Origin of the sequence: Komagataeibacter melaceti (assembly GCF_003403295.1) — a bacterium.
GTDB lineage: Bacteria > Pseudomonadota > Alphaproteobacteria > Acetobacterales > Acetobacteraceae > Komagataeibacter > Komagataeibacter melaceti.
On the sequence record NZ_QUWV01000072.1, the window covers coordinates 1 to 13,733 of the forward strand.

General features: G+C 63.0%; 17 protein-coding genes. 5 read left to right on the plus strand and 12 right to left on the minus strand.

Annotation, left to right across the window (positions count from 1 at the left end):
• The 3 genes from DY926_RS09485 to DY926_RS17265 all read right to left on the minus strand — a co-directional run.
• The coding region (locus DY926_RS09485) for a metal ABC transporter permease (protein WP_186336125.1) at positions 1-261 on the minus strand (261 nt) is incomplete at its 3' end.
• A complete protein-coding gene (locus DY926_RS09490; protein WP_116703157.1) occupies positions 258-1,064 on the minus strand; it encodes a metal ABC transporter ATP-binding protein in 807 nt (268 codons plus the stop codon). The genes DY926_RS09485 and DY926_RS09490, both read right to left, overlap by 4 nt.
• Positions 983-1,183 carry a hypothetical protein gene (locus tag DY926_RS17265; RefSeq protein ID WP_158551947.1) on the minus strand — a complete coding sequence of 67 codons (201 nt, stop codon included), beginning with the start codon at positions 1,181-1,183 and terminating at the stop codon, positions 983-985. The genes DY926_RS09490 and DY926_RS17265 overlap by 82 nt, the downstream gene beginning before the upstream one ends.
• A gap of 361 nt (positions 1,184-1,544) precedes the next feature.
• On the opposite strand from DY926_RS17265, the gene DY926_RS09500 reads away from it, so the two are divergent.
• A complete protein-coding gene (locus tag DY926_RS09500; protein WP_241503141.1) occupies positions 1,545-3,836 on the plus strand; it encodes a TonB-dependent receptor in 2,292 nt (763 codons plus the stop codon).
• 96 nt (positions 3,837-3,932) lie between these two features.
• Positions 3,933-5,387: a class II fumarate hydratase gene (fumC, locus tag DY926_RS09505; protein WP_116703160.1), complete on the plus strand. Its 1,455-nt coding sequence runs from the start codon at positions 3,933-3,935 to the stop codon at positions 5,385-5,387.
• Between the two features lie 6 nt (positions 5,388-5,393).
• Here fumC and DY926_RS09510 read toward each other — a convergent pair whose 3' ends face one another.
• From DY926_RS09510 to DY926_RS18000, 4 genes are all read right to left on the minus strand, one after another.
• Complete coding sequence (locus DY926_RS09510) at positions 5,394-6,605, minus strand: SMP-30/gluconolactonase/LRE family protein (protein WP_116703169.1); 1,212 nt, start codon at positions 6,603-6,605, stop codon at positions 5,394-5,396.
• A gap of 55 nt (positions 6,606-6,660) precedes the next feature.
• Positions 6,661-6,975, minus strand: coding sequence for an antibiotic biosynthesis monooxygenase family protein (locus DY926_RS09515; RefSeq protein ID WP_116703161.1), 315 nt, complete (start codon positions 6,973-6,975; stop codon positions 6,661-6,663).
• Positions 6,976-7,002: 27 nt separating this feature from the next.
• Positions 7,003-7,767, minus strand: a complete 765-nt coding sequence (locus DY926_RS09520; protein ID WP_116703170.1) for an SDR family NAD(P)-dependent oxidoreductase — start codon at positions 7,765-7,767, stop codon at positions 7,003-7,005.
• A gap of 152 nt (positions 7,768-7,919) precedes the next feature.
• On the minus strand, positions 7,920-8,045 hold the full coding sequence (locus DY926_RS18000; RefSeq protein WP_274541798.1) for a hypothetical protein: 126 nt from the start codon (positions 8,043-8,045) through the stop codon (positions 7,920-7,922).
• 44 nt (positions 8,046-8,089) lie between these two features.
• Between DY926_RS18000 and DY926_RS09525 the strand changes: the two genes are divergently transcribed.
• Both DY926_RS09525 and DY926_RS09530 read left to right on the plus strand, forming a co-directional pair.
• Entirely contained in the window at positions 8,090-8,416 is a 327-nt protein-coding gene (locus DY926_RS09525; protein WP_116703162.1) for a hypothetical protein, read from the plus strand.
• A gap of 329 nt (positions 8,417-8,745) precedes the next feature.
• Positions 8,746-9,375: a hypothetical protein gene (locus DY926_RS09530; RefSeq protein ID WP_116703163.1), complete on the plus strand. Its 630-nt coding sequence runs from the start codon at positions 8,746-8,748 to the stop codon at positions 9,373-9,375.
• 279 nt (positions 9,376-9,654) lie between these two features.
• Here DY926_RS09530 and DY926_RS09535 read toward each other — a convergent pair whose 3' ends face one another.
• From DY926_RS09535 to DY926_RS09545, 3 genes are all read right to left on the minus strand, one after another.
• On the minus strand, positions 9,655-9,870 hold the full coding sequence (locus DY926_RS09535) for a hypothetical protein (RefSeq protein ID WP_116703164.1): 216 nt from the start codon (positions 9,868-9,870) through the stop codon (positions 9,655-9,657).
• 122 nt (positions 9,871-9,992) lie between these two features.
• Positions 9,993-10,637, minus strand: coding sequence for a glutaredoxin 2 (gene grxB, locus DY926_RS09540; protein ID WP_116703165.1), 645 nt, complete (start codon positions 10,635-10,637; stop codon positions 9,993-9,995).
• A 7-nt stretch (positions 10,638-10,644) separates the two neighbouring features.
• Positions 10,645-10,833, minus strand: a complete 189-nt coding sequence (locus DY926_RS09545; protein ID WP_116703166.1) for a YqaE/Pmp3 family membrane protein — start codon at positions 10,831-10,833, stop codon at positions 10,645-10,647.
• A gap of 230 nt (positions 10,834-11,063) precedes the next feature.
• Here DY926_RS09545 and petA point away from each other — a divergent pair, with 230 nt between their 5' ends.
• The gene (petA, locus tag DY926_RS09550) at positions 11,064-11,699 is read left to right on the plus strand and encodes a ubiquinol-cytochrome c reductase iron-sulfur subunit (protein WP_116703167.1); all 636 of its coding nucleotides are present in this window, start codon (positions 11,064-11,066) and stop codon (positions 11,697-11,699) included.
• Positions 11,700-11,716: 17 nt separating this feature from the next.
• Here the strand turns inward: petA and DY926_RS09555 are convergent, their stop codons facing one another.
• Both DY926_RS09555 and DY926_RS09560 read right to left on the minus strand, forming a co-directional pair.
• Complete coding sequence (locus tag DY926_RS09555; RefSeq protein WP_241503143.1) at positions 11,717-12,787, minus strand: SMP-30/gluconolactonase/LRE family protein; 1,071 nt, start codon at positions 12,785-12,787, stop codon at positions 11,717-11,719.
• Positions 12,788-12,930: 143 nt separating this feature from the next.
• Positions 12,931-13,467: a DUF1269 domain-containing protein gene (locus DY926_RS09560; protein WP_116703168.1), complete on the minus strand. Its 537-nt coding sequence runs from the start codon at positions 13,465-13,467 to the stop codon at positions 12,931-12,933.
• Positions 13,468-13,733 lie beyond the last annotated feature (266 nt).

The following is a 13,733-nucleotide window of genomic DNA, read 5'->3' on the forward strand; positions in this document are numbered from 1 at the left end:
CAGCAGCGCCACCCCCAGCCCCGCGACAATGCCGCCCAGCCCCATGGCGGTCAGTGACAGCCCGCCCGCCAGCAGGAACCCCACCGCCGCACCGGGCAGGATGGCGTGGCTCATGGCGTCGCCAATCAGGCTCATGCGGCGCAGTTGCAGCATGACCCCGACCGGACCCGCCCCCATGCCCAGCGCCACGGACGCCACCAGGGCGCGGCGCATGAAGCCGAATGTCGCGAACGGTTCCCACAGGGCGCCCAGCATGCTCATGGCCATGTTGCCTGTCCCGCGCCCTGTGCGGGGGCATAGGCCTGCCGCAGCTTTTCGGGGGTGAGGATTCGGGATGTCGCCCCCCATGTGGCATGACCGGAGGCGAGCAGCACGGTGTCGGGAAAACAGTCGCGGATCTGGCGCATGTCATGCAGCACGGCGATGATGGTGCGCCCCTGCCCGTGCCATTCGCACACCAGTTCCAGCAGGTCCTGCGTGGTGGGGGCGTCAAGCGCGGTGAAGGGTTCATCCAGCATCATGACACGGGCATCGGACATGAGGAGGCGCGCGAACATGAGGCGCTGGAACTGCCCGGCGGACAGGGCGTCGATCATGCGGTCCGCCTGTCCGTTCAGGTTGACGCGGCGCAGCGCGCTGGCCGCGCGCAGGCGCACCTGCCGGTCCGCCCCGCCAAAGGCCCCGGTCTGCCGCCATGCGCCGCTCAGCACCATGTCGGTCACGCTGATGGGAAAGGCACGGTCGATATTGCGCGCCTGCGGCAGGTAGCCGAAATCCTGCTGGCGCAGGCCATCGCGCGTGATCGTGCCCGATGCCAGCGGCACCTCGCCCAGTATCGCGCGCAGCAGGGTGGATTTTCCCGCCCCGTTGGCCCCGGCGATGGCGGTCATGCTGCCCGGCGCGAAACTGCCGGTAACGTGCTGCCAGACCGGGTTGCCGTTCAGGACCACACCGGCATCATCCAGCCGGATTGTTCCATTTGTCACGGTTGCGACACGGCCCAGGCAATAAGCCCCCACAGCGCGGCGCACGGCATGGCCATGCAGGCCAGGCGCTGCCACCACGCACGCGCCGCCCATGTCTGGCGCAGGGGGGCGGCGGGCGCGGTCCGGCTGGCGCGTTGCATCGGCATCCATTTGCCCGAAGCTGGCAGGGGGGTGGAAAGCGGGGTGGAAAACGGCATGGCGTGCCTAAAGTGTTATAATATAACATCCGTCTATATCAGCGCCCTGTCCGGCGTCAAGATTAAAGACAGTATTGTCGGCAGGCCGCCTGCGGATCATGTCCCGAAACCGCGCGGCTGAATTATTCCATGACGTTTATGATAGTTGGTACAGTGTTTGCGAGGGCGCCGGACCAGAATACGACATAATAAGGGATAGAATATAACTGTATCTATAGGGACACAGTTCCCTCCAATCTGATCATTCCGGCTCTAATATGTTTATCCATACATAGACAGTATCATCGGGCTCTATATATACGGGCGTATATGGACAAACGGCAATGAATCGGGAGCCAGCATGGCAAGAATAACTACTGGTATGATGTGGATGTTTTCCGCCAGTTTTGGCGCATTGCTTGGCTCTTCCGCCTATGCCCAGAATACAACGCCAGCCCAGAACGCCACAGGCGGTGCCAATGGTGGCAACAGCACCAGCAACACCAGCCTGTCACCTGCTCCCGCCACGGAAAAGACGGCCGCGCAGGATGCCGTTACTTCCGGCAATGCAGAAGAAGTGACCGTTATCGGTCACCACCGCATGGTTGCGGGGGCTGCCGCCAACTATAACAAAAAGACCGCCAACCTTGGCCCGCTGGGCACGCGCCGCACGCTTGACACGCCCATGTCGATCATGACCGTGCCGCATGACGTGATCGTCAACCAGCAGGCGCGCAACATCAATGACCTGATGCAGTACATGCCATCGGTCCAGCTTGAAACCCGCGCCGACCCCGGCACCAGCCGCCCGCAGTCCCGCGGGTTCGAGGCGGATGTCATTTCCAACAGCCGTATTGACGGGCTGAACGCCTTTACCGTCACCCCCTACGCGGCGGAACAGTTTGACAACGTGCAGGTGCTCAACGGTCTGGCCGGTGCGCTGTATGGCCCCCAGAACCCGGCCGGCACGTTCGAATATGGTCTCAAGCGCCCGACGGACGAGCGCATCAACCGCCTTGTCGTGGGTGTGGACTCCATCGGCACGCTTATGGAAAACGCTGACTCGTCCGGCCGTCTGGGCAGGCATGGCTGGTTTGGCTACCGCATCAACCTGCTGCATGGTGATGGCACGTCCTATGTGCAGGATAGCTGGATCCGCCGTAACATGGTCAGCGCGGATTTCGACATTCATTTCGACCGCGACACCGTGCTCGAACTTGATGCCAGCCATTATACCTTTGATGAACGCGGCATGCCGGCGGGCATCAACCTCAACGGGCACGCCCTGCCCGAAGCGCCCGATCTGGGCAAGCCGCACATGGGGCAGGACTACGCGGGCTACAACTCCGAAAACAACGTGTTCCTTGCCAAGCTCAAGCACCGGATCAATGATAACTGGAGCTTCCTGATCGGTGGCCTGTACCAGGATTCAGCACGCCAGGTGTTCGAATCCGCCGATACGCTGATCAACAACAGCGGCGGCTACAACCAGACCGTTTCCGCCGCCGCGACGGTGAATGACTTCAAGGTCGGCAGTAACATGGCCTATATCAACGGCCATGTGCGCACCGGCTTCATCAAGCATGACCTCGTCATCGGCACCAACGGGTATATGGAAGGGGGCTACAACCCCACCACGGGCCAAAGCTTCACCACAGTAACGAATGGCAGCCTGTACAACCCGCAGGTGGCCTCCGGCCCCAATGCGGGCAAGCAGCCCTATTACCATGGGCGCTATGAATCCCAGTACGTGCGCTACCAGTCCATGATTCTGGGTGACACGGTGCATTTCAACAAGCACTGGTCCATCATGGGCACGCTGGCATGGAGCTGGCTGCATCAGGACGCCATGGCCAACCCGGTCACGGGCAAGGGGGCAGCACCTTCCTATTCACGCGATGCGGCGTTCAGCCCTTCGGCCAGCCTGATCTACAAGCCCACGGATAACCAGACGGCGTATTTCACCTATGGCCGTTCGCTGCAGGCGGGCACCTCGGTTTCGGCCGGGGCGGTGAACAACAACGAATTCACCTCTCCCGTCCGGAGTGAGGAATACGAAGTTGGCTACAAGTACATGTATCGCAACATGCAGTTCAATCTGGCCGGTTTCCGCGCCACGCGCAGCTATGCCTATATCGACCCCACCACGCTGATCTATGGCAACTACGGTACGCAGCGTAACTATGGTGTTGAATTCCAGGCCATGGGCCATATCACGCCCCGGCTTGCGGTCATTGGCGGCATGACGTGGATTGACGCCGAGGTGCTGCGCACGAACTCCGCCGCGACCTCCAACAAGGAAGCCGTGGGCGTCGCACCGCTGCAGGCCAACGTGCTGCTGGATTACCGCCTCCCGTTCGCGCAGGGCTTTGCGCTCAATGGCATGGCGGTCAACGCCAATGTCCATTACACGGGCCGTCGCGCGGCGGATATCCAGAACTCGACCTATGCCGGGTCCTATGTGACGCTGGACATGGGCGTGCGCTATCCGTTCCGTGCGGCCAAGCATCCGTGGATGGCGCGTTTTGGCGTGACCAACGTGGCCAATGAGCGGTACTGGTCGTCCGTCTATAACGGCACCGCCGAGGGCACGAACGTGACCGCCGGTGGCAGCAGCGCGGCCTATGCCGGCATGCCGCGCGCCTACCACTTCACGCTTGAAGCGGACTTTTAAGACCCGGCGCACCCGCTTGTGATACCGGGCGGGGGCGCGAAAGGACGGTGGCGTTCCCATATCCCCTGAAAGACACAGGGAAAAAGGAACGCCACCATGACCGGACCCACCACCCCCACCATGCATGACTGTCCCATCGGGCTGGACGCCACCGGCACCCGGCGGGAAAAGGACTCGATGGGGGAAATTGAAGTTCCCGCCAATCATTACTGGGGCGCGCAGACCCAGCGCAGCCTCGTGCATTTTTCCATCGGGCGGGACCATATGCCCATCGAGGTCTGCCGCGCCTACGGCATCGTCAAGAAGGCGGCGGCCCAGGTCAACGCGGCGGACGGGCGCATGCCCCAGTGGAAAGCCGACGCCATAAGCCGCGTGGCCGATGAGGTGACGGCAGGGAAGCTCGATTCCGAATTCCCGCTTTTCGTCTGGCAGACCGGTTCGGGCACCCAGACGAACATGAATGTCAACGAGGTCATCGCCAACCGCGCCATCCAGCTTCTGGGCGGCGTGATCGGCTCGAAAAACCCGGTCCATCCGAATGATGACGTGAACATGGGCCAGTCGAGCAACGATTCCTTTCCCACCGCCATGCATGTGGCGACCCTGCTGGAAATTGACAATCGCCTGCTGCCGCGCGTGCGTGAACTCATTGCCGCCCTGCGCGCCAAGGCGGAGGAATGGATGCAGGTGGTCAAGATCGGCCGCACGCACCTGCAGGATGCCGTGCCGCTTACGGTGGGACAGGAATGGTCCGGCTGGGCGCGCCAGCTTGAGGATGCGCTGGAAGCGGTCGAGGCCGCCCGCCCCGGCCTGCTGCAACTGGCCGCGGGCGGCACGGCGGTCGGGACCGGGCTGAACGCGCCGCCGGGTTTCAGCCGCGCCATTGCCGGACGGATTGCGGAGCTGACGGGGCGGCCCTTTGTCACGGCGCCCAACAAATTCGCGGCCCTTGGGGGGCTGGATGCCATGGTCCGGGCCTCCGCCGGGTTGCGCGGGGTGGCTGTTACCCTGCTCAAGATCGCCAATGACATGCGGCTGCTCGGTTCCGGCCCGCGCTGCGGGCTGGGGGAACTGCACCTGCCTGAAAACGAGCCCGGTTCCTCCATCATGCCCGGCAAGGTCAATCCCACCCAGTGCGAGGCGATGGTGATGATCTGCACGCAGGTGCTGGGCAATGACACTACGGTTGCACTGGCGGGCAGCCAGGGGCAACTGGACCTGAACGTGATGCGGCCCGTCATCGTGGCCAACGTGCTGCACGCCATCCGCATCCTGGCGGATGGCTGCCATAACTTCCGCATCTTCTCGGTCGAGGGCACGCGGCTCAATCGCAAGCGGATTGACGCTTACGTGGCCGGGTCGGTCATGCTGGTCACGGCACTCAGCCCCGAAATCGGGTATGACCGTGCCTCCGCCATCGCCCATCAGGCCATGGAACACGACATCAGCCTGCGTGAGGCGGCACTGGCCTCCGGCTTTGTGGATGGCGCGACGTTTGACCGTCTCGTTCGCCCGCTGGACATGGTGGGCAAGGGGGTAGGGGGCGCCTGAACCTGTTCACGAAGGTGCGGCGCCCTGCGTGTTGACCTGCAGGGTGAACAGCGCATCGGCGGCGCACATGAACAGCACGTCACGCTTGGGGCCGCCGAATGTCAGGTTCGACACCCCGCGTGGCAGGCGCAGCCGCCCGATCATGTGGCCCTGCGGGTTGTACACGACCACGCCGCACAGCCCGAGGGGACCATTCGCCCCGCACCACAGGTTGCCGAAAATGTCGATGGTCATGCCGTCCGGCCCCATCTGGTGGCCATTGAGCATCATGTCGGCAAAGGGGCGGAGGTCATGCACCGCCCCATCACGGACATCACCCGCATGGATGTGCAGGTCACCCCCCTGCCCATGCTGCCCCGGCCCCGCGCCGGATGAGATGACATAAACGCGCGCGCCATCGGGTGAAAAGGCGATGCCGTTCGGGTCCTTGAGCTGCTGCTGGCTCAGGACGGCGGTGAGCGCCCCGGTGGCGGGGTCAAGGCGGAAGACGTGGTCTTCCTGGCGTTTATGGCCACCGAACTGGGTCACGACCTCCCCATCCAATGTCCAGCGCTCCAGCCCGTCGCGGTTGGTCGGGCTGCCCGGTGCGTCGGGGTGGCCCTCTACAATGGTGTCGCCATAGCCGGGGTCGGTAAACCAGATGCTGCCATCGGGGTGGACGGCCACGTCGTTGGGGGAATTGAGGGGCGCGCCGTTATAGCTGTCCGCCAGCACGTGGCATGAGCCATCATGTTCCCAGCGCACCACGCGGCGCATCCCGTGTTCGCAACTGATCAGGCGGCCTTCGGCATCGAAGATGTTGCCATTGCTGTTGTAGGAATAGCCGCGAAAGACCGAAACGGCGCCGTTTTCCCACAGGTAGCGGTACTGGACCGCCCGGATCGTGTCACTGAGCAGTAGGAAGTGGCCCTCGCTGTTCCATGCCGGGCCTTCCAGCCAGTCACCGCCACGCCATGCCAGTTTCAGGTTGGCATTGCCGTACACCAGATCACTGAAGGTGGGATCGAGTGCGATGATGTCGGGGTCCGGCAGCACTTCCACGGGCGCATCCGCTCCCCACTGGCGGGGTGGGGTGGAAATGACGCTGGCGGGCTGGGGCAGGGTTTCCGGCGCGGTTGCGCGGGCGGCCAGCCCGCTGGCCCACAGGCCGCCCGTGGCCAGCCCGCCGGCCAGGATGGTCCGGCGGCCGGGGTGGAATGGGGGGGCGGCTGGGCGCATGGCCTCTCCCTTCGGGATCATGGAACGGGACATGGATGGCGGGCGGAAGGCCGGGTCAGTTCTCGATGTTCTGCAGGACCTCGAACCCCTCGAACACCGGCGGCCCGGCCATGAGTGGCTTGCGGGTGCCTGCCGTCGCATGGGCGATGCGGAACTGTTCCGACTGGGTCCAGCCAATGAAGGCTTCCTGTGATTCCCACACGGTGTGCGAGGCGTAGAGGATATGCTCCCCCTCCTGCGGTCCCTTGAGGAACTGGAAGCTCACGAACCCTGGCACCGTGCGCAGGTGTACCTCGCGGCCCAGCCAGCGTTCACGGAATTCGTCTTCGTTTTCAAGGGGGATACGGAAACGGTTCATGGCGATGTACATGGTGTCTCTCCTGTTGCGCGCCGGGGCCTAGCGGCCACCGGATACCGTCATCACGCTACCTGTCATATACGACGATGCGGGCGAGATCAGAAAGGCCACGGCCTGCGCGATCTCATCCACGTGACCGACACGGCCCATTGGCACCACGGTTTCCGCCAGTTTTTCCGTCTCGGGGGGGACCATGTCCGTGGCGGTCAGGCCGGGGGCCACGGCGTTGATCCGTATGCCCTCGCGCGCGACCTCGTTGGCGAGGCCGCGGGTAAAGGTCTCAACCGCCGCCTTGGTGGCCGCATAGGGCACAAGGCCCGGCAGCCCCCCCAGCCGCGCCGCGACGGAGGAGAGGTTCACGATCACGCCGCCCCGGCCGCCATGGCGGGTGGACATGCGGCGCACCGCCTCGCCCGATGCGAGCATGGTGGCGCGGATGTTGATGTTGAACAGTTCCGTCAGTGTCTCGGCGGTCTGTTCATCAATACGGACCTTGGTGCCGGTAATGCCCGCGTTGTTGACCAGGCCGGCAAGCGGGCCGAGTTCCGCCGCGCGGGTGAACAGGGTCTGGATCTCCGCCGGTTTTGAAATATCGGCCCGGACCGCCAGCGCCCGGCCGCCCTGCGTGATGATGGTGTGGGCCAGTTCCTCCGCCGGGGCGGCGTTGTTTGCGTAATTGATGGCGACGGCATGGCCCTGCCGCGCCAGCAGGGCGCTGATCGCATGCCCGATGCCGCGACTCCCGCCCGTGACGATGATGACACCGGGTGCCTGCGGGGAGAGGGAGGAATTGGCGCTGTTCATGAACCCGTCCTGATTGCTGTCGGTTGGTGGATCATAGGCTGTCATGCCGGGGCGCGAACATGAAAACATACCCCCGTTACCGACACTATCCGTATGGCAGCCACGCAGTCCGGGCACGGGGCCTGATCCTTCGCTACCTCCGATGCGCGATCTCACGAATTGATGAGGGAGACCCGCATTTTCATGAAATCCGCAGGAAAGCGGCTTCCGGATTCCGTGATGGCAGCCTTGCGCTGATCCGGCTTGACTTGAGCGGCAAACTGCAATGCGCTGCCCATGATATAACATGTGGCCGCATACTATCTGTTAGGGAGGTACCCGGATGCCGTGCATTCCAGTCATCCTGCGTTATGGCGCGGGGCACCTGATCTGGATATTCCATTTCATTCTTCTGCTGGCGGCGGGCACCACGACCGCGCTGGCGGCCGAACGCAATGACCAGGCCAGCGCCTGCAAGGGTGACGTGTTCCGGCTGTGTTTTCTTGACATTCCGAACGAGAAACTGATGACGGAATGTCTGGAAAGCAAGCTTGACCAGCTTACCCCCAAATGCCGCGCCATGTTTGAGGAGGACGAGGCGGAGGATATCCAGCGCAGGCAGGAGGAAGGGGCCGCCGCCAGACAGCCCGCAGCCAAGCCGGCGCATTGAGCGTACCTGCCGTAAGGGGCAATCTGTTATGGCAGAGCCACTGCCGGTTCCGTTGTACCGCCGTAAGGATACATGGACAGGGTTGCGATGCGGTGCTAGAACGTATCGCAAATTCCACGTGAAAAATATTGAATGAATTCATGGGGAATTCAAATAGATAGGAAGTATATGTAGTAATTGCAGAAATCATTCGGGCAAGAATCGAATTTCACAGCATATTATTTTTTTGTATTAATTTGAAATTACATATCGTCCCCTGACAGGGCGATAATTTTTGGTCATGTCCGTAGTCATGGTGCTGCGTGCATGCATTCGGGAGATTATGCTTCATGGGTAGGCGGGACGGTACGGCGTCAGCAGTGTCATGTAGCGACGGGCGACTTTCCCTTGCCGCCGGTTATTTCAACATGAACACGATCAGGCAGGCCATCGGGGAATGTCGCAGGGAAGTCGTGTCGCACTTCTCCATTCATTCGCAGCCCATTCTCATCAGCGCCGGGGCATGGCTGAACATGAAGCTGCACGAGCTGCATGAATGGAACCACGGGCTGCTCACGCTCGATGGCGGGACCATCGTGATCCATCATTCCCATTCCAGCAAGGTGACAATCCTGCCGGTTGATGTGCAGGGCGGCGGCTGCATGATCTTCTCCGCCGAGGAAAAGAAGGGCGGCACGCTCCTGCTGCATCTGAGCCGGGGTGAAAAGGCCCATGCCAGCCTGCAACTGGTCTTTCAGGGCTGTGAAAAACAGTTCGCCTGCTATGACCCCATGGCCAACATGACATTGGTCGGCCTGCTGCCCGATGGGGAAACCCCCCATGGCTGGGCGGCCATAAGGCTGGATGGCAACCCGTGGAACATTACCCACCCGATGGAGGGTTCCGATGACTGGGCCCAGTTGCGGCGGGAATGGCGGGCGGATTCGCATAACAGCGTCACGCTGCACCTGTCACGCTGACAGCCGCTACGGAACAAAGCGGGAAATAGGCGCGACTCCCCGGCGGGACATGACGGCTCCCAAAAAATCAACAGACTTATCCACAGGGTTTGTGATGAGGTTCAGCCGTGCGAATCCATTTTTATGTTGCCGTACAGAGACAGCAAATGGCTATTTTCCGCCATAATAAGGATTCTCACGCCCTCCCTTTGCGCGCGTGGCGCTGCCTGTCAAATGGAATCCGGGTGCAGGTGGTAGAAAAAATCCACATCTGAATGGTCCGTTCAGGCAGGTGGCAACTCAGTTGTCCCGTCCGGGCCGCGAACCCGGAACGGGGGGCGTGAAAGGCGCGGCCTGGCGGCAGATGCTGTCAAACTGGGTCAGGATTTCGGCGGGCATGCTCTCGGTACATACCGTATCGAACCTGTCATGCAGGGATTTTTTCACCCACACGTCAAAGGGCGAGGCGCTGCGCCGGTATATGCGCGCGCATGGCGTTTCATACGGTCCTGACATGGAACATCTCCCGGCCTGTCGTGCCCGGTCTGTGGTCACTGGCTCCGTGACCACTGGCATGGACAGGAAACGGTCGGGCCGCCCTTACAGTTTCCATACGCCTTTTTCACGTTATGCGGTCATCAGGCCGCCATGGTGTCGAGCAGCGGGATTCCACTGGCCCGTGACATATGCTCGCAATAGGCGCGAACGGCCTGTGGCCATGTCAGGTCCGCCACGATTGTCAGGCTGCGCAGATACGCGAACAGATGGATGTCATCCGTTGAAAGAACGCCGTTAACGGCCGCAGGGCTTTCAATCAGCTCCGCAAGCCGGGCAAGGTCGGCATTGATGCGGGCCTTCAGGGCGGGGCTTTCGGCCAGGCGTTCACTGAACGGGCCGACCATGTCTTCCTTGTTGCGGATGTAATACAGCCTGGCGGATGTCGTGGCGAATTCCGGCAGGGGTGCGCCCCCGAAACGCGGCAGCACCAGCGGGATGTAGGCCTGCTGCCCGGCCGTCAGCCATCGGCTGATTTCGGGGCGCGTCGGGCCTGTCAGCACCGGGTGGCCGTCCATGGCGTCAACATGGGCCACGATGTCCATGCTTTCGGCCATGAACCGCCCATCCTGCTCCAGTATCGGCACCAGCTTGCGCCCGACCATGCGGATCGGGGTTTCGCTGTCGTCATTGGGCAGCACGATATGGGTGAAGGGGATGTGCTTGAGGCCAAAGATCATCCGGGCCTTCACGCAGAAGGGGCAGTGATCGTACGTATAGAGCTTCATCCAGACCTCAGGAACGGTTCATGCGGGCAAGTTTGCGGTCGGTGCTGTACTGGCTCAGCGCATAGACGGACCAGATCGCCGCCGGCACCCAGCCAATTACGGTCAGTTGCAGGATCAGGCAGATGATCCCGGCAAAGGGGCGGCCGATCGTAAAGAACTGCAGCCACGGCAGAAGCAGGGCGAGGATAAGGCGCATGATGGTTCTCCTGTAATGGCCCGTCCGGGGCGCGTTGTCGGTTCCCGTGCCGCGGCCCTGTGGTGTCAGGGCTGCCTTATGGGAATCCGGTCATATCGTCCATGGGCGCTTTGTGTTGCCCGGACGGGCGCATGATGGCGCCTGTCCGTTAAGGACAGGCCAACGGTACGGGAATATGCCCGTTCTGTCCGCCCTTTCTTTCCCTGCATGATGGCGATAAAAATACGGCGATGGAAAACGTATCGGACACGCAGCCCACGCCCGGTGGGCGGCGGAACTTCCTTGGCCTGGTCACCGCCGCCACGGCGGCCGCGGGGGCCGGGGCGTGTCTGTGGCCTTTCCTGCAAAGCCTTGCCCCGCAGGACAGCGCGGCAGCGCACCTGCCGGTTGATGTGGATGTATCCACCCTGCCGCCGGGCCAGCAGATTGTGGTCACGTGGCAGGGCAGGCCGGTTTTCATTACCCATCGCACCCCGGATGCCCTTGCTGCGTTGCGTGATGCCGCGCTGGAGGGCCGGCTGCGTGATGCACGGTCGCAGGATCTCCAGCAGCCGCCCTATGCCGCGAACTGGCACCGTTCGGTCGATCCGCGTTACGGTGTGGTGGTGGGCATATGCACGCATCTGGGCTGCGTGCCCGCCTATCGCCCGCTGCCTGATGGGCAGGGGGCGGGGAACTGGCCGGGCGGTTACGCCTGCCCCTGCCATGGTTCCCGCTTCGATCTGGCCGGGCGGGTGTTCCGGGGTGCGCCTGCACCGTACAACCTGCCGGTGCCGCCCTATACCATGCCCACCCCCACCCTGATCCGGCTGGGGGAGAACCCGGCGGGGCAGGACTTTGATTTTTCAACCATCCTCCAGCTCTGATCGCAGCCAGAGTCGGCTCAGCGCACGGGTTTGAGGTGCAGATCCATCGTATAGATCGCAACGGGCAGGTGCAGGCGCGATACCCCATCGGGCTGGAAAGTGGCGGTCCGGTTCAGTTGCACCGCCGGTATCCATAACGTGCCGTGGTTGTCGATCCACATGGCGTCGGCCCAGACCAGCCTTTTGTCCCGTACCAGCGTGGTGGCTTTTCCCTGTGGCGTGATGCGCAGGATACGCAGCCTGTTCACATCCGATACATACAGGTTGCCATCGCCATCAATGGCGGTGCCGCCAGTGGTGGGCGTGTCATAAAACACGCTGACGCTGTGCGACAGATCCGCGGGGGACAGGGCCGGGTTTTCCAGCGCGGCGGTGGGGGCGACCCACATCGGGCCGGAACTGGGCTGGAAATAGAGTTTCTGCCCGTCGGGCGAGACCTCAAGCTGGTCGGCATGGATGCGTACCGGCTGGTCATGCACGCGCAGCAGCCTGCCTTCGGCATACATGGGCCGTTCATCGGTAGTGGAGCGGTCATGGGACAGGACGCGGCGCTGCTGGCCGGTCCGGAGGTTGACCACGACCAGTGCCGGATCACCCGCATCGGTTACGAAAATCGTGTCGTTATGGAAGCGGATGTCATCCATGTAACTGTGCGGCGTGCTGGCCGCGCGCAGCGAGAGCGCATGCACCACGCCGCCCGTCGTGATATCGAACGCCAGCAGCCGCGCGGGTGCGCCAGATGCCGGGCTGGCGGCACCGCCCACGTTCGCATCGCCCGAATCGACCACCCATAACAGCCCGTCCGGCCCCATGCGGATCGCGTTGACCCGCACGAAGGGGGCAAGGTTGCCCTTCGTGCCATCGGGATGGTTCCAACGGACATCGGGGAAGGCATGCGGCTGGCCATTGCGGTCGATCTCGGCCACCGTCGGCCCCGCGCCACCACCGCCCCAATAGGGGAAGGAGACGAAGACGCGCCCGTCATCCGCCACGGTCACGGCGTTGAGCACGCGTTGGGATGTCCATGCCGTATGCAGCCTGTCATCCGCCTGCGCGGGCCGCAGGAGCGCGGGGAGGGCCAATATCATGGCCATGAGAACCGCGCCACGCAGGCGCCAGCGGGGACGGATCATCTGCATGGGCGCGATAGTAACACCGCGCCCGGCCACACGGCATCACGGCTACGTGTGGCAAGGCCCCGCATGGCCACAGGCCACGCGGAGCAGGGCCATCAGGCCGCCGGTGTGGGGGCCGCAAGCTGGCCCAGTGCCGCGCGCAGCCTGTTTTCGTTTTCAGGCGAAAGCGAGGTCTGCAGGATGCGGGCATGGCCCTTGAACTGCTGCAGGTCCGCCAGCACCTTGTCCGGCTGTGACTTGCGCACCAGGATGAACAGCGCGGAGGTGTTGGCCGGGATGGTCGAGCCGAGAGATTTGATGAAATTGTCATCAATCCCGTAATCGGACATCTTGCCCGCGATGGCGCCCGCGCCAGCGCCGACAACGCTGCCCGCGATGAAACCAGCCAGCGGGTTCAGGCAGAGCAGCCCCACCAGCGCACCCCAGAACCCGCCGGAGAACAGGCCGTAGGAAGCGCCAACCTTTTCCAGGTTCACACTCTGCTGCAGGTGCAGCTTGCCGTCCGCATCACGGACCACGACAACCGCGTCCTCCAGGTCCAGCAGGTATTCCTTTTCCAGCTTCTTGCATTCGGTCAGCGCGGCCGTGGCTTCGGCCGTGCTGTCAAAGCCGACAACGATCAGATCCGACATTGGTTACTCCATTCATGCTATCCGCCGCTGCGGGGGCAGGGCGGATGAATGGCATGATATTACATGCATGAACGCCTGTGCCGTGGCGGTTTCTGGGCATGGATGCCCCCGGTTGGGTGCAGGTCTGCCACCTAGCGCGCAGGTGGCGCGGCAGGCGGCATGGCGGGCGCGGGGCGGGGGGTGAACACGTCCTCCGGGGCCTGTGTGAAGGCGTCCTGCCCACGGGGGGTATCCTGCGGGCCATCGGTCGTGACGGGCTGTGGCGC

What these genes read in the sequence shown, in the direction of transcription:
- DY926_RS09535 (WP_116703164.1), bottom strand. Translation starts at nt 9,870, where the DNA reads ATGTCAGGACCGTATGAAACGCCATGCGCGCGCATATACCGGCGCAGC.
- fumC (WP_116703160.1), top strand. Translation starts at nt 3,933, where the DNA reads ATGACCGGACCCACCACCCCCACCATGCATGACTGTCCCATCGGGCTG.
- DY926_RS17265 (WP_158551947.1), bottom strand. Translation starts at nt 1,183, where the DNA reads ATGCCGTTTTCCACCCCGCTTTCCACCCCCCTGCCAGCTTCGGGCAAA.
- DY926_RS09555 (WP_241503143.1), bottom strand. Translation starts at nt 12,787, where the DNA reads ATGATATTGGCCCTCCCCGCGCTCCTGCGGCCCGCGCAGGCGGATGAC.
- DY926_RS09520 (WP_116703170.1), bottom strand. Translation starts at nt 7,767, where the DNA reads ATGAACAGCGCCAATTCCTCCCTCTCCCCGCAGGCACCCGGTGTCATC.
- DY926_RS09500 (WP_241503141.1), top strand. Translation starts at nt 1,545, where the DNA reads ATGATGTGGATGTTTTCCGCCAGTTTTGGCGCATTGCTTGGCTCTTCC.
- DY926_RS09545 (WP_116703166.1), bottom strand. Translation starts at nt 10,833, where the DNA reads ATGCGCCTTATCCTCGCCCTGCTTCTGCCGTGGCTGCAGTTCTTTACG.
- DY926_RS09515 (WP_116703161.1), bottom strand. Translation starts at nt 6,975, where the DNA reads ATGTACATCGCCATGAACCGTTTCCGTATCCCCCTTGAAAACGAAGAC.
- DY926_RS09525 (WP_116703162.1), top strand. Translation starts at nt 8,090, where the DNA reads ATGCCGTGCATTCCAGTCATCCTGCGTTATGGCGCGGGGCACCTGATC.
- grxB (WP_116703165.1), bottom strand. Translation starts at nt 10,637, where the DNA reads ATGAAGCTCTATACGTACGATCACTGCCCCTTCTGCGTGAAGGCCCGG.
- petA (WP_116703167.1), top strand. Translation starts at nt 11,064, where the DNA reads ATGGAAAACGTATCGGACACGCAGCCCACGCCCGGTGGGCGGCGGAAC.
- DY926_RS18000 (WP_274541798.1), bottom strand. Translation starts at nt 8,045, where the DNA reads ATGGGCAGCGCATTGCAGTTTGCCGCTCAAGTCAAGCCGGATCAGCGC.
- DY926_RS09530 (WP_116703163.1), top strand. Translation starts at nt 8,746, where the DNA reads ATGGGTAGGCGGGACGGTACGGCGTCAGCAGTGTCATGTAGCGACGGG.
- DY926_RS09510 (WP_116703169.1), bottom strand. Translation starts at nt 6,605, where the DNA reads ATGCGCCCAGCCGCCCCCCCATTCCACCCCGGCCGCCGGACCATCCTG.
- DY926_RS09560 (WP_116703168.1), bottom strand. Translation starts at nt 13,467, where the DNA reads ATGTCGGATCTGATCGTTGTCGGCTTTGACAGCACGGCCGAAGCCACG.